The organism is Pantoea sp. Taur (assembly GCF_009830025.1).
In the GTDB taxonomy this organism is placed as follows: Bacteria; Pseudomonadota; Gammaproteobacteria; order Enterobacterales; family Enterobacteriaceae; genus Pantoea; species Pantoea communis.
In genome coordinates, this window is the sequence record NZ_SZZZ01000002.1 from 268,386 (window position 1) to 282,753 (window position 14,368).

General features: G+C 55.5%; 11 protein-coding genes and 1 pseudogene. 9 read left to right on the forward strand and 3 right to left on the reverse strand.

All coding sequences use genetic code 11. The features are described 5' to 3' along the window. Positions 1-170: 170 nt before the first annotated feature. The 8 genes from FD744_RS03625 (at position 171) to FD744_RS03660 (ending at position 9,223) form a co-directional block, all read left to right on the forward strand. Entirely contained in the window at positions 171-1,199 is a 1,029-nt protein-coding gene (locus tag FD744_RS03625) for a substrate-binding domain-containing protein (protein WP_034823457.1), read from the forward strand. An 11-nt stretch (positions 1,200-1,210) separates the two neighbouring features. Further along, the gene (locus FD744_RS03630; protein WP_160867460.1) at positions 1,211-2,713 is read left to right on the forward strand and encodes a sugar ABC transporter ATP-binding protein; all 1,503 of its coding nucleotides are present in this window, start codon (positions 1,211-1,213) and stop codon (positions 2,711-2,713) included. Beyond that, positions 2,710-3,705, forward strand: a complete 996-nt coding sequence (locus tag FD744_RS03635) for an ABC transporter permease (RefSeq protein WP_097117112.1) — start codon at positions 2,710-2,712, stop codon at positions 3,703-3,705. Before FD744_RS03630 ends, FD744_RS03635 begins: the two co-directional genes overlap by 4 nt. Before the next feature lie 13 nt (positions 3,706-3,718). Further along, on the forward strand, positions 3,719-4,711 hold the full coding sequence (locus FD744_RS03640; protein ID WP_160867348.1) for a sugar-binding transcriptional regulator: 993 nt from the start codon (positions 3,719-3,721) through the stop codon (positions 4,709-4,711). Then, complete coding sequence (locus tag FD744_RS03645) at positions 4,701-6,455, forward strand: glycerol-3-phosphate dehydrogenase/oxidase (protein ID WP_160867349.1); 1,755 nt, start codon at positions 4,701-4,703, stop codon at positions 6,453-6,455. The genes FD744_RS03640 and FD744_RS03645 overlap by 11 nt, the downstream gene beginning before the upstream one ends. Next, complete coding sequence (locus FD744_RS03650; protein WP_160867350.1) at positions 6,439-7,278, forward strand: class I fructose-bisphosphate aldolase; 840 nt, start codon at positions 6,439-6,441, stop codon at positions 7,276-7,278. The genes FD744_RS03645 and FD744_RS03650 overlap by 17 nt, the downstream gene beginning before the upstream one ends. A 60-nt stretch (positions 7,279-7,338) precedes the next feature. Continuing rightward, entirely contained in the window at positions 7,339-8,826 is a 1,488-nt protein-coding gene (locus tag FD744_RS03655) for an FGGY-family carbohydrate kinase (RefSeq protein ID WP_160867351.1), read from the forward strand. A 67-nt stretch (positions 8,827-8,893) separates the two neighbouring features. After that, complete coding sequence (locus FD744_RS03660) at positions 8,894-9,223, forward strand: DHCW motif cupin fold protein (RefSeq protein WP_160867352.1); 330 nt, start codon at positions 8,894-8,896, stop codon at positions 9,221-9,223. Positions 9,224-9,269: 46 nt separating this feature from the next. Here the strand turns inward: FD744_RS03660 and FD744_RS03665 are convergent, their stop codons facing one another. Next, positions 9,270-10,520, reverse strand: coding sequence for a phosphatase PAP2 family protein (locus tag FD744_RS03665; RefSeq protein WP_160867353.1), 1,251 nt, complete (start codon positions 10,518-10,520; stop codon positions 9,270-9,272). Positions 10,521-10,595: 75 nt separating this feature from the next. Then, positions 10,596-10,835: a hypothetical protein gene (locus tag FD744_RS03670; protein ID WP_160867354.1), complete on the reverse strand. Its 240-nt coding sequence runs from the start codon at positions 10,833-10,835 to the stop codon at positions 10,596-10,598. A gap of 250 nt (positions 10,836-11,085) precedes the next feature. Between FD744_RS03670 and hpxO the strand changes: the two genes are divergently transcribed. Then, positions 11,086-12,243 carry an FAD-dependent urate hydroxylase HpxO gene (gene hpxO, locus FD744_RS03675; protein ID WP_160867355.1) on the forward strand — a complete coding sequence of 386 codons (1,158 nt, stop codon included), beginning with the start codon at positions 11,086-11,088 and terminating at the stop codon, positions 12,241-12,243. Between the two features lie 65 nt (positions 12,244-12,308). Here the strand turns inward: hpxO and dcp are convergent. Next, a pseudogene (gene dcp / locus FD744_RS03680) lies at positions 12,309-14,360 on the reverse strand (peptidyl-dipeptidase Dcp). Between the last annotated feature and the right edge of the window lie 8 nt (positions 14,361-14,368).

The window sequence follows — 14,368 nt, forward strand, 5'->3', positions numbered from 1 at the left end:
CGAGAAACATTTCATTAACCATTAATTGATCTTTTCCCCGCCAGCTTTTATAGCTTATGAAAATTATTTCACGCATCAGAAATAATTTTCAAAACGTACCCCGGCTCGTTTTTCCGCGTTAAGTCGTCACGGCTGAGCCTCCAAATTCAGCGTCAGCTCCGGGGAAAAACATGAAAAAAATCGCCATCCTTCTCTCCAGCCTTGCGTTAGCGGGCACACTCTCCAGCACCGCACGTGCCGCCGATGAATCACCACAGTTCCGTTGCAAACCTGGCGAAACTTACTACATGAACGTCATGGTGACCGGTGTTGAATACTGGTTTCCGGTGTACGAGATGTTTAAACAAGCTGCGCATCAGCTGGGCTGCAAAACCGTTTATGGTGGCACGCCCGCTTATGACGTCAACCAGCAGTTAGCCAGTTTCGAACAGATTCTGGCGCAGAAACCCGCCGGGATTTTCCTCCATCCGATGAATCCCGACCCCTTTATCGAGCCAATTAATCGTGCGGCAGAGATGGGCATTCCGGTAGTAACTTTTGCCGCTGATTCCCCCAACAGCAAGCGTGTCGCTTACATCACTTCAGACAACTTCCGTGAAGGTAAAGCCGCCGCCGATGAACTCGGTAAAGCCATGGGCAAAGGCGCGGAGTATGCGGTGCTGGAAAATCCAGGGCAGGATAATCATGACCGTCGGGTTACGGCTTTTATCAATGAGATGAAAACCGCGTTTCCTGACAGCAAGCTGGTTGCGCGCGCCGCCACTAATCAGGATCCATCAAAAGCCTACAACGCCGTGCTGTCGATGCTACAAGCGAATCCAAACCTGAAAGGCATCTTCATGCCTGAAGCCAGTTCCGCGATCGGTGCCGCACAGGCAGTGGTAGAAAACGGTGGCAAAGTGAAAGTGATGACGGTGGACGTCAACGCCAAAGTACTGGATATGATCAAAAGCGGCGAGGTGTTTGGTGCCATCAACCCCAATCAGGGAATACAGGGCTACATGGGCTTTATGACGCTGTTCCTCGCCGCCCACCCAGAATTGATTGACCCCATGAATGATGCCAAACGCAACGGTGTGAATCCCTTCTCGTTCCCAATCCTCGACAATGGTTATGCCGTGGTGACTAAAGAAAATGCCGATGATTTCCGCTGGGACCGTTACCTGAAACGTCGTGGAACCAAAGGCATCAACGAGTAAGGGGAAAGATGATGACGGCACTGCTTGAGTTACGCAGCATCAGCAAACGCTTCGGCGCAGTACAGGCGTTACAGGACGTTGATCTTACGCTAAGGTCCGGTGAAATTCATGCGCTGGCCGGTGAAAACGGCGCGGGTAAGTCTACTCTGATGAATATCATTGATGGCATTCTGCGCCCCGACAGCGGTGAAATAGTGTTGGAGGGGCAATCCGTAACCATTCGCTCGCCGCGTGAGGCGCAGCGGTTAGGCATCGGGCTGGTGCATCAGGAGATCGCGTTGTGCCCGGATATTACTATCTATGAAAATATCTGGATGGCGCATCAGCAGCGCGGCTTTCTATTACCGCATAAAACCTTGAGGGAAAAAGCGCAGCAGGTTATGAATCGCCTTGCGCCGATTCCAGTGAGTAAAAAGGTTAGCGAACTGTCGTTGTCACAACAGCAACTCGTAGAGATTGCCAAAGCACTGACGCTGGATTGTCGTTTGCTGATTCTGGATGAGCCCACTGCAGCGCTCACGGAACCAGAAGCGCAGACGCTGTTCACCATCGTGCGTCAACTGCGCGATCAGGGCATCACGGTGGTGTATATCAGTCATCGTATGGCCGAGATTTTTGCGCTTTGTCAGCACATCACCATTCTGCGCGATGGCCGGACGGTGCACAGTGCGCCATTGAACAGCATGACACCGGATGAAGTCATTACGCGCCTTGTCGGTCGCGAATTGTCGCAACTCTATCCCGATAAACGCCCCTCTCATCGTGCCGCACCGCTGCTGGAGGTACGATCTCTTAGCGATAGTCAGCGTTTTTACGATATCAACTTCGAGCTGTATCCCGGCGAAATTCTCGGCATTGGTGGCTTGATGGGCGCGGGCCGTAGCGAAATCGCTCAGGGCGTGTGCGCATTGCAGCCGGTAACTCACGGCACTGTTCGTATCAAAGGCCAGCCAGCAACACTGAAAAATTACGCCGCCAGTATCCAACATCACATGGTTTATTTATCCGAAGATCGTAAGGACGCCGGGCTGTTTTTAGCAATGCCAATTGACTGGAACATCTCGGCGCTGGATGTTCGCGCGATTAGCCATCGCGGTTTGACGCTAAGCCCAAGACGCGAGCGTGCGCAAGCGGAAGCGCTGGCGTATCAGGTCAAACTGAAACGCGGCAAATTGAGCGACCCGGTGTCATCGCTTTCTGGCGGCAATCAGCAGAAAGTGGCGCTAGCGCGCGTGCTGTCGGTGCACCCCGAAATCATCTTTCTTGATGAACCGACGCGCGGCGTCGATGTCAGCGCCAAGGCAGAGATCTACCAGATACTCGCCCAATTAGCACATAACGGTGTCGGACTGGTGGTGATTTCATCAGAGTTACCTGAGCTGATTGGTTTATGTGACCGCATTATCGTGATTCATGAAGGTCACATCACCGGTGAAGTGACCGGCGATGCAATGACCGAGGAGAATCTGATGAGACTGGCTGCTGGCATTCCCCCTGAAGTGGAGGCGCTATGACCATGAATACGACCTTGCCCGGAGCAGGCAAATCCCGGCTGTCATTGTTTGGCGGCCTGCACAAGCAGCGGGAAATCGGCTTGATTGCGATCATCGCGTTAATCTTTATCGTGATGAGTTTTACCTCACCCTACTTCCTGACGTGGGCCAATATGAAAGCGATGCTGTTGTCGTTTTCGATTGAAGGCATTGTGGTGATCGGTATGACGATCTTGTTGATCGTCGGCGGTCTCGATCTCTCGGTCGGCGCGGTGGTGTGCCTTTCTATGGTGGTCGCGGGACAACTGTTTCTCAGTGGGGTGGATCCCTGGCTGGCCAGCCTGGGAGGAATAGCTGCCGCCGCACTGGTAGGCTTGCTGATGGGTTTAACAGTGACCAAAATCGGCCTGAGTCATTTTATTGCCTCGCTGGCAGCGATGGTGATTGTGCGCGGGCTTTGCATGATCATCACCCAGGGCACGCCGCTGTCGCTGTTCACACTTCCCGTCAGTTTCAAATTTATCGGCCAGGGTGCCATGTGGGGCATTCCGTTTGTCATCCTGCTGTTCTTTGTATTGGTCGCCCTGTTCGATTTCCTGCTGCGCAAAGCCACGCTGTTCCGCAAAGTATTTTATACCGGCAGTAATGAGCGTGCAGCGGCCTATTCCGGCATCAACATCAACCGCATAAAACTGTGGGTCACGGTACTCACCTCAACGCTAGCAGGTGTAGCCGGCATTATTTATATGGCGCGGTTAGGCTCAGCTACCCCGACCTTTGGCGTAGGGATGGAACTGAACGTGATAGCGGCGGCGGTGATAGGCGGCGCAAGCCTAAAAGGCGGCACTGGCTCGATTCTGGGCGCGGTTTTAGGTGTCGCACTGCTCTCCATCGTGACCAGCTCACTGATCCTGATTAATGTTTCCGTCTACTGGCAGGACTTGATCAAAGGTTTAATTCTGCTGGCGGCGGTGTCGATTGACCACCTGCTGAATAAATATCGGGCAGCATAAGGACGCATCATCGATGGAATTCGCCAGCGAACATCCAGCATTTCACAGTGCACGCCAGATCTATCAGGTATTGGTGATGTATTACCTCGACGGCAAAAAGCAGTCGGAGATTGCGGTGGAAACCGGGTTGTCGGTCGCCAGCGTGAATCGCCTGATTCGTCAGGGCAAAGAGAGCGGCATGGTGGAAATCACCATTAAATCGCCCTGGCTGTCGGCCCACCAACTCGAAAGTGATCTGCAGCAATGGGGTCAACTGCAACAGGTGGTGGTGGCACCCAATGTCGCGCGCAGTGATGAGCAGAATTTACAGATGGTGGGCGCGGCGGCGGCGGATTATTTGCTATCACGTCTGAAAGATGGCGACGTTATTGCGATCACCGGTGGCAAAGGCGTGAGCGCTCTGGTGGAGGCACTGCATCCTGCGCGCAAATACGATGTTCAGGTCGTGCCTGCATTGGGTTGCGTGCAAGGAAAGCACTATACCGACGTGAATCATGTTGCCTCTGAAATGGCGGCTCGGCTTGGCGGCCATGCCTGGCAGATTCATGCCCCGCTCTTCACTGACTCTGCTGCTGAACGTGACATGTTGATGAGAATCAGTGCCGTAGACCGGGTGCTGGAGAAAGCGCGTAACGCTACGCTGGCAGTGGTCGGTCTTGGTTCTATTCACAGCGACAGTTCCAGCTACTACGATTTGAATCTGGCAGCTCGTCATGCATCCGCCAGCATCGAAACCAGTGGCGCACGCAGCGAACTGCTAGCCTGGTTACTCGATGCACAAGGCCAGCCCGCGCCGTTTGACGCCAATCAGCGGCTGGTTGGGCTGACCTTATCGGAGCTACAACGTATTCCCTTTTCTATGGCGGTGGTGGCCGGACGCGACAAAGTGGATCCCATTCACTGTGCGCTGCAAGGCCAGTGGCTAAAAGGCATGGTCACCGACGAATCCACCGCAGCAGGCGTACTCGAAATGGCCAAGAGCCGGGGAGCAATCCATGGAGAATAATGCAACACGCGAGCAGCGACTCAGCGCTTTACGCCAACGCACCACGACACCAGTGCTGATTGTCGGTGGCGGCATCAACGGCATCAGCACCTTTCGCGAACTGGCATTGCAGGGTATTCCGGCGGTTCTGGTGGAAAAAGGTGACTGGTGCCAGGCGGCCAGCGGTGCGCTTTCTCGTATGATCCACGGCGGACTGCGCTATCTGGAAACCGGCGAGTTTACGCTGGTCAAAGAGTCGGTGATAGAGCGTGACCGCCTACTGAAAAACGCGGCGCACTATGTTTTTCCGCTGCGTACCACCGTCCCGATCGACAACCTTGGTGGCGGTCTGCTCAATGCCACGCGGCGTTTTTTGCGTCTGAGCGACAAACCCACACGCCGCGGCGCTCTGCTGATCAAAACTGGCCTCAGTCTCTACGATGTCTACACCAGGCAGTACGGATCGATGCCCAAACATCAGGTGCGCGGCGAGGCAGCCACGCGCGACCGCTGGCCAGGATTTGCCCCCTGGGTGAAATACAGCGCCAGCTACTACGATGCGTGGATCAGTGCACCGGAACGACTGGGTTATGAATTGATTGAAGATGCCGAGCGTGCTTGTCCGGAGGCACTGGCGCTGAATTATTTGCAACTGGTGAGCGCCGATGGCGAATCCGTTACGTTACAGGATGCACTCAGCGGTGAGCACTTTACTCTGCAGCCGCATGTATTGGTGAATGCCGGCGGCGCGTGGATAGATCAGCTCAATCAGCGTCTGGCGCCCACGGAACATTTCACCAAACTGATTGGCGGGACCAAGGGTTCGCATTTGATCATTGATCATCCCGAACTGTTACAGATGCTCGATGGGGAAATGGTCTATTTCGAAAATCAGGAAGGCCGCGTCTGCATTATGTTTCCGTGGTTTGGCAAGGTGCTGCTCGGTTCCACGGATATCCGCGTGGACGATCCCGATAGCGTGGTGTGTGAAGAGCAGGAAAAAGCTTACATTCTTGAGTCGTTGCGCTTTGTTTTTCCTCACGTCGTGGTGCCGGAATCGTCGATTCTCTACACCTTTTGCGGTGTGCGCCCGCTTCCGGCCAGCAACGCCAAAGTTAACGGGCAAATCTCCCGCAATCACTCGCTGGTGCTGCTGCCGCCTGATGCTGCACATGCTTACAGCTTGCTATGCCTGGTCGGCGGCAAATGGACCACCTTCCGTCAGTTTGGTGAAGAAGCCGCGGATCGGGTATTGCGTCTGATAGGAGAAAAGCGCCGAATATCGAGCGGCGATCTGCCCATCGGCGGCGGACGCGACTTCCCTGCACCTTCCGGGCAAACCGCGTGGCTTGCCCAACTCGCACAGCAGTATTCACTGCCCTTATTCCGCGTATCGCAGTTAGTCCGCCGTTATGGCAGCCGCGCCCTGCCAATCCTGCAATTGATTCAGCAACAGGGGGAGCAGCCGCTGCAGCATCATGCGGGGTATAGCGCGCTGGAACTTCGTTACCTTATTGAGCATGAGCAGGTTCAACAACTTGAAGACCTGCTGGTGCGCCGCACGTCGCTGGCGATTTGCGGCGAATTGACGCCCTTACTGGTGGCCGAAATTGCTCAACTAATGGCGGATCTGCGCGGCTGGAATGTCACTCAACTGCAAAACCATCTTCAAAGCAGTTGCGCCAGTCTGGCGCGACAGCACGGCCTGACCGATCTCAACCCTACTCTTTTCCAGGAGGAAACACGCCATGTTAGTCAGCAATAAAGTCCGCATGAATCGTCTGTTTCAACACGGTAAATGCCTTGATGTGGCTATCGACCACGGTATTGCGAATGAGCCCGACTTTCTGATTGGGTTAGAGGACATCGAAGGTGTAATGGAGAACCTGATCGCCGCGCAGCCGGATGCCATTCAGGTGAATTACGGCCAGGCCGATCTGTTGCAGCAGGTCGCGGGACGGAAACCGGCGCTGGTGATGCGCACGGATGTCGGCAACGCCTATAACGCGGCGCGCCATCGCGAAATGTGGGCGGTGTTGCACAACCCGGATGAGCCAATCCTCGCCGCGTTACAAATGGACGCGGCTGCGGTGGTGGTGAATCTCTATCTGATCCCTGATGAGCCCGGCATTTTCCGTATGTGCGTGGAGAACATCGGCCGCCTGCGTCAGGCGTGCGATCGCTACGCCATGCCGCTGATGATTGAACCTCTGGTGATGGCCCCGGCAGGACAAGGCGCGGCGTACGGTTCGATCGGTGATGTTGAGAAAATCGTGCCGCTGGTGCGTCTGGCACGTGAACTCGGCGCCGATATCATCAAAGCCGACCCCACGGAGAACGTGGAAGATTTTCACCGCGTGGTGGAAGCGGCGCGTTGTCCAACGCTGGTGCGCGGCGGGGGCAAAGGGGAACTGGCACCGGTGTTGGCCAAAAGCGCGGCGTTAATGGCGCAAGGTGCCAGCGGCATGGTGTACGGCCGGAACGTGTATCAACACGATAATCCGTCTCGCGTGGTGAAAGCGCTGATGGCGATCATCCACCAGGGCGCCAGCGGCGCGGAAGCCCTGGACATTTATCAGCAGGGTTGAGTTTTACCTGCACCGGCGCTTAAGCGGTGCGCCGTCTTCGTCTGTGAATCGGAGTCGGATATGAGTCAACTTCTCGGCATAGATGCCGGAAACACCATGATCAAAGCGGTACTGTTTGATCTGAGTGGTCGCGTGCTGTCGGTGGCTGAATGCGCCGGAGAAACCCACCAGCCGCAGGAAGGTTATGCGGAGCGTCCGGTAGAAGATATCTGGCACGGTGTTAGCGAGGCCGTGAGTCGTTGCTTGCAACAAGCGGGCAGCGCGGCAAGCGAGGTGATCGCCGTTGGCGCGGCGGGTCACGGTAACGGCTTGTATGCACTCGATAAATTGCAGCAGCCACTGTTCGGCATTCAATCTATCGATCATCGTGCCATGGATACCGTGCAACAGCTGGAGGCCAGCGGCGCTGATAAAGCGATCTATCAAATTTCGCTGCAAAAACCCTGGCCTGCTGCCACACCAGTTCTGATCCGCTGGATCAAACAGCATCAGCCGGCGCGCTGGGCGCAGATTGGCCATTTACTCTGTGCCAAAGATGTTATCGCCCATTTCCTCAGTGGGGTGGTCAGCGCAGACGTTTCCGATGCCGCCGGTGCCGGATTAATCGACTATCGTCAGCGCAATTACAGCCGTGAGTTGATGGCGCTGTATGGTATTGAAGAGGCGCTACCTTTGCTGCCGTCGCTGCGAGAATCCTGTGCGGTGGTCGGACACGTCACCACGCGCGCCGCGCAACTCACCGGGTTACCGTCAGGCATTCCGGTGGTGGCCGGCATTTTTGATGTGGTGGCCAGCGCCATTGGCTCCGGCGTGGTCAAAACCGGCGAGGCTTCCATCGTCGCAGGAACCTGGAGTATCAATCAGGTGGTGGTAGATAAACCGGATTACCAGCGCCCGGTGTTTATGAACTCGATTATCGAAAATGACCGCTTTATGGCGATTGAAGCCAGTGCCACCTCGGCCGCCAATCTCGACTGGTTCCTGCGAGAGTTCGACGATGGCCGCGCCGGAAATGGCGCGGCGCGCAGTAGCGATACCGTGGCGCATGTCGAGCCCAACGTGCAGTTACCGCTTTATCACCCCTATCTCTATTCCGGTCGTAAATCTGAACCGGCAAAAGCGGGATTTTATGGGCTGGGTGGCTGGCACACGCGCGCGGACATGCTGTTTGCGTTATTTGAAGGCGTGACCTTTGCCCACCGTGCTCATATCGATCGCCTGCGGGCAGCGGGCATTCCCGTTAATCACGCGATTCTTTCTGGTGGCGCGGCGCGCAGCTGTATCTGGCCGCAAATGTTTGCCGATGTGTTAGGGATGCCGATTCGCGTGGCGGAGTGCAAAGAGACGGGTGCATTAGGTGCAGCGCTTTGCGCGGGTGTTGGTGTGGGTGTGTGGTCCGATCTGGCTGCAGCGGCACAGCAAGCGGTACAAATTAATCCTGGCGAGTTGCAACCGCGCCCGGAACGCTTTGCGTTTCATGATGCACGTTATCGGGTGTTCAAAAGACTGGAGTTGGCGATGAGCGAAATGTGGCGTGAAGTCGGTTGAATTCACTGGTTATTTTTTTGCCAGGCGGTAATGTTGTGTTCTCGTCGAATTCAATAAGGATAGCGTCGTGCAGATCAATCAACTACCGTTTGGCATTACCGACTGGAGCGCCCTCGAAACTGAAAAACATCCGGGTGACAGCGGTTTTGCGCTGTGGCGTACTCAGCGTTTTGGCGATATTCGCGTGCGCATGGTGGAGTATTCACCGGGCTATCTCGCCGATCACTGGTGCAGCAAAGGTCATATATTGCTGTGTCTGGAAGGCGAAATGATCACCGAACTGGAAGATGGCCGCACTTTTACCCTGACCCCGGGCGTAAGCTATCAGGTTGCCGATAATGCCGAAGCACATCGTTCCTCCACGACGTACGGTGCAAAGCTATTTATCGTCGATTAGCACTGCGGGCACCGACGTATTGACGACGTCAGTGCCCGCGTCAGGATCACTTCGCCATGCTGTACGCGGCGGTGAGATCGACGCGCTGCCAGAAGGATTGCTCAGCATTGCCCGACAACGGATAACCGTTTGGTAAGGCGGTTTTCACCATCAGGCGACGAATCTGCGCGTCAGACAGGTGCGGCAGCGCCGTTTTCAGCAGGATCTCTGCGCCCTGCGGTATCTGCACCGGCGTATTTTTCTCATTGGCTTTTGGCAGATTGTAACTCAGCGTGAAACGATAGAATTGCTTCATATCCGGCGCGCGGTAAGGATCGTCCTTGCCGGTTGTGCGTGCGCATTCAGCCAGTGAAGTACCACACTCCTTCTCCAGCGCGGCACGCAGTTGATCGCGCGCCTCTTTGAACAGCACCTGATAGCGTGCATCGTTGAGGTAAGTCGCCACGTTGCGCTCTGCCACCATACGTGAACCCATCACGTCCAGCGGATAGTGCACGCCTAACACCAGACGCGAATATCCATAACGCGCACCACGGGTGACCAGTGCCTCAAAGCGTTCCGGCACCATTTCGGCCATCAGCAGCGCATCGGTATAACCGGTATTGGTGTGCCCGCTGGGGAACGATCCGCCGTCCGCGGTATAGCGCACATTGTCTTTCACCACCACATCATCGGGTACCAGATGGATGGTATTGCCTTCATGCAGGAATGGGCGCGGATAGTTAAAGTGTTTTTTGGCAGCGCTGGTGCTGACTTCACTGGCCTTAATCAGCGCAGCGGCTTTGCTCAGTTCGCCTTTGTCATAAGCCGCGATGAAGGCTTTACCCAGACGCGGTCCCATGGCGTCAGACAGGAAATACAGCGAGCCGATCGCTTCCGCATCCTGCAACGCCTGATGACGCACGTTCTGCGTGGCATTCAGGTTGATATCAGTCACGGTGGCGCGGTTAGCCGTCAATACGCTGTCTGGCAATGTGCTGAAACCTGATAACAGCGCGATGCCAGCCTGCTGATTTTGCTTCACGTTGAAATCATAGCCACTGCTTTTCAGCCAGGCTTTGTCTGCCTGCGTGCTGGTCTGTTTGGCTTTTTCCAGTTGCTCACGTTTCAGTGACGCACTGTCGCCTTGCAGCCAGGTGCGCTGAGCCTGCAACGACTGTTGCTCCAGCTGCGTAAAGCCTGGGGTTGAACCGGTAGACGTTTGTGCAGCCAGTGCGGCCGCCTGCGGCAGTGTTGTCGCATGGGCCTGTTGAGCGAGCAGTAAAACCGTTGCAATCAGTGTATAGCGGGTTTTCATTATTTTCCCCTGTTATCAGAATATTACCTTGCCGGGGAAACACGCTAGCACCCTGTTATGACAGATTTATTTCATTTATCGGCACTCGTTCGAACAGTTTTGTACGCAAATTTGTGCGAGCGATCCACAGCCGCCGCCGTTGTCATTTTTGCATTGCGATTGCTGGATGTAGCAATTTTGCTGACAGGACGAGAGGTCGCATTTGGCCGCCACCGGCGTCAGTTGCACCACGGGCGCTTTTCTTTCCGGTTGCCACTGGGTTTGCGCCATAGCACCCGCACTGAACAGCATCATCAACACCATTATCCACTTCATGGGAAATTCCTCGCGAAAAGGTTCTAAACAGTATGGCCTCTCCACCGCCAAATGCCATGCTGGAACATTTGATTCATAATCGGGTTTCACCGCCCCATCGCCGTGCAAATGGTTGCTCGAAAACGGTGCGGTGCGTGAATCGCACAGCTGCACAAAGCCATTAACAATCAATGACTTAATTAAATTTCCTTGAGATAAAACGAATGGTACGAAAGTTGCAAGGGTAATCGGGTAGACAAAGGAGACAGTGATGAAAGCGATTGTGATTGGAGCGGGCATTGGCGGCATGAGCGCGGCGATTGCGCTGGAGAAAGCAGGATTCGATACGGCCGTTTTTGAAGCGGTCAAAGAGATGAAGCCAGTCGGTGCGGCGATCTCGATCTGGCCCAACGGCGTAAAGTGCCTGAACGCGCTTGGCATGAAACAGCAACTGCAGGCACTGGGCGGCAATATGGCGTTTATGGCCTATAACGATGCGCACAGTGGCAGCACCCTGACCCGCTTCAGCCTGTCACCTCTGGTGCAGCAGGTGGGCGAATACCCTTATCCGGTCGCTCGCGCCGAGTTACAGGCGATGCTGATCGATACCTATGGTCGCTCACGCATTCAGTTCGGTAAACGCGTGACCCACGTCGAGCAAAGCACCACCGGCGTCACCGCCTGGTTTGATGATGGTAGTCAGGCTGAAGGCGATTTCCTTGTCGCCGCCGACGGTACGCATTCCGTGATCCGCCACTATGTGCTAGGTGAAAATGTAGAACGACGCTATGCCGGTTACGTTAACTGGAACGGCTTAGTGACCATAGATGAAAGCATCGCCCCAGCCGATCAGTGGACAACCTTTGTCGGTGAAGGCAAGCGCGTCTCCCTGATGCCAGTGAGCGGCAACCGCTTTTACTTCTTCTTCGATGTGCCTTTGCCCAAAGGCTTAGCCGAAGATCGTTCCACCCTGCGCCAGGATCTGAAGAATTACTTCAGCGGCTGGGCCGATCCGGTGCAGCGCCTGATCGACAGTATCAACCCCGATACCACCAATCGGGTTGAAATTCACGACATCGAACCCTTTAGCCGTTTCGTCAAAGGTCGTGTGGCCTTGCTCGGCGATGCCGCCCACAGCACCACGCCAGATATCGGCCAGGGCGGTTGCGCCGCGATGGAAGATGCGGTGGTGCTGGCGCAGACGCTGGCCTCGCATTCGCTGGGTATCGAAGATGGATTGCAGCGCTACGAGGCGCGCCGCGTGGAACGCACTAAAGATTTGGTGTTGAAAGCACGTAAACGCTGCGACGTGACGCATGCCAAAGATGCCGAAATCACCGCTGCGTGGTACGCCGATTTGAAAAACGAAACCGGCGAGCGAGTGCTGGCCGGCATGTGCGACACCATTGAAGGTGGCCCGTTGGGTTAACGCCAGGGCACACCGCCGGGAGTGACTCCATACAGGGGTTCACTACACGCCGTGCGCCCTGCTTATCACGCCTCTTCTAAACCGCGATTCTTCAGCATCGGACCAATCTCCGGTGCTTTGCCGCGCCATGCCAGCCACAGATGCTGAAGATCGCTGCTGTTACCGCGTGAAAGAATATGATCGCGGAACTGTTGGCCATTCTCACGACTCAACCCACCACGTTCTACAAAGGCCTGGTAACCATCATCGGCCAACATCTGCGTCCAGATATAGGCGTAATAACCAGCCGCGTAACCGCCGCCCCAGATATGACGGAAGTAGGTGGAGCGATAACGTGGCGGCACCGTGGTTAACGCGATGTTTTCCGCCGCCAGCGCCTGTAATTCAAAGTGACTGACATCCTGCGGGTTGTCTTGCGTGGTCAGCGAATGCCATTGCAGATCCAGCAGCGCCGCCGCCAGCAGTTCGGTCATGTCGTAGCCCTTGTTGAACTTAGATGCGCGCACCATCTTTTCACGCAGTTCAACGGGCATCGCCTCACCGCTCTGATAATGACGGGCATAGTTGGCAAACACCTTTTCATCGCTGGCCCAGTGCTCGTTAATCTGCGAAGGGAACTCGACGAAATCGCGTGGCGTAGCGGTGCCGGACAGGCTTGGATAACGCTGGGTGGCAAACAAACCGTGTAACGCATGACCGAATTCGTGGAACAGCGTGATCACCTCATCCCAGCTGAGCAACGCAGGTTGTCCGGCCTGCGGTTTGGTGTAGTTGCAGACGTTGTAGATTACCGGCTTGGTGCCCAGCAGCGTGGTCTGGTCAACAAAGTTGCTCATCCAGGCGCCGCCGCTTTTGTTATCACGCTTATAGAAGTCGGTATAGAACAGCGCCAGCGGCGTATCGTCAGCATCGAAGATTTCATAAACGTTAACGTCTGGATGATACACTGGCAGATCGTGACGCTGCTGGAAGCGGATGCCAAACAGCTGGCTGGCGGACCAGAATACGCCCTTTTCCAGCACATTATTCAGCTCGAAGTAAGGGCGGATTTGGCTTTCATCCAGGGCGTATTTGGCTTTTCTCACTTGTTCAGCTTAGAAATTCCAGTCCCAGGCACGCAGCGGGAAAGTGTGGTGCTGTTGTTCAATGATCTGCTGGATGTCTGACGCTTCTCGCTCAGCGCGTGCCCGCGCCGCCGGGACGATATTTCGCATAAACGCAAAGGCAGCATCCGGCGTTTTCGCCATCTGGTCCTGCATACTCCACTCGGCGTAAGTCTTGAAACCGAGCAGCTGTGCCTGCTCAGCGCGCAGCTGTGCCATGCGTAACACAATCGCGCGTGTGTCGTTGTCATCGCCCTGTTCACTGCGTGTGAGCGCCTGGTTGAACAGCGCCTCACGCGTGGCGCGCACTTCCAGTGACTGCAACGCGGGCTGTTGCGTGGTGTTCTGTAACGGCAGCAGCCATTCGCCGTGCAATCCACGCGCCTCCGCTGCGGCTTTGGCATGTGCTAACTCTTCTTCACTCAATCCCGCCAGCGCCGCTGCGCTGCTCACCGTATACGCGCCCGCTTTGGTCGCCGCCAGCAGCTTATTGCCAAAACGGGTACTCAACGTGGCGAGTTCCTGATTGCAGGCACGCAGCCGCTCTTTATCTGCGTCGCTCAGGCTGGCCCCAGCCAGCTGGAAATGCTGCCAGGTCACTTCCACCAAACGCATCGATTCCGCATCCGGACAGGCAGAGCCGCGATGCTGGTAAACGTTATCGAGACGGGCAAACAGCTGGCTGTTGAGATGGATCTCATCATTTAGCGCCGTGAGTTTAGGCGTGATCAGCTCATCAACTTCCTGCAACACATCACTGGTGTTGGCTGAGGTCATGGCACCAAATACCAGATTGACGCGGTTTAACAACTGTCCACTGCGCTCCAGAGCTTCATAGGTGTTGGCAAAAGTAGCCGGTTCAGGATTAGTGGCGATGGCGGCAATTTCCTGACGCTTCTCTTCAATACCCGCTTCAAGCGCCGGAAGAAAATCGGCTTCCTGAATCAGGTCAAAAGGCGGAGTTTGATAGGGCAATGCACTGACGGTGAAAAACGGATTGGCTCGTGAAGTCATTATCGCTC

Bases quoted from the DNA above. Each gene is read 5' to 3' on its own strand.
- FD744_RS03650 (WP_160867350.1), top strand. From the start codon at position 6,439: ATGTTAGTCAGCAATAAAGTCCGCATGAATCGTCTGTTTCAACACGGT.
- FD744_RS03645 (WP_160867349.1), top strand. From the start codon at position 4,701: ATGGAGAATAATGCAACACGCGAGCAGCGACTCAGCGCTTTACGCCAA.
- FD744_RS03665 (WP_160867353.1), bottom strand. From the start codon at position 10,520: ATGAAAACCCGCTATACACTGATTGCAACGGTTTTACTGCTCGCTCAA.
- FD744_RS03625 (WP_034823457.1), top strand. From the start codon at position 171: ATGAAAAAAATCGCCATCCTTCTCTCCAGCCTTGCGTTAGCGGGCACA.
- FD744_RS03670 (WP_160867354.1), bottom strand. From the start codon at position 10,835: ATGAAGTGGATAATGGTGTTGATGATGCTGTTCAGTGCGGGTGCTATG.
- FD744_RS03640 (WP_160867348.1), top strand. From the start codon at position 3,719: ATGGAATTCGCCAGCGAACATCCAGCATTTCACAGTGCACGCCAGATC.
- FD744_RS03635 (WP_097117112.1), top strand. From the start codon at position 2,710: ATGACCATGAATACGACCTTGCCCGGAGCAGGCAAATCCCGGCTGTCA.
- FD744_RS03630 (WP_160867460.1), top strand. From the start codon at position 1,211: ATGACGGCACTGCTTGAGTTACGCAGCATCAGCAAACGCTTCGGCGCA.
- FD744_RS03655 (WP_160867351.1), top strand. From the start codon at position 7,339: ATGAGTCAACTTCTCGGCATAGATGCCGGAAACACCATGATCAAAGCG.
- hpxO (WP_160867355.1), top strand. From the start codon at position 11,086: ATGAAAGCGATTGTGATTGGAGCGGGCATTGGCGGCATGAGCGCGGCG.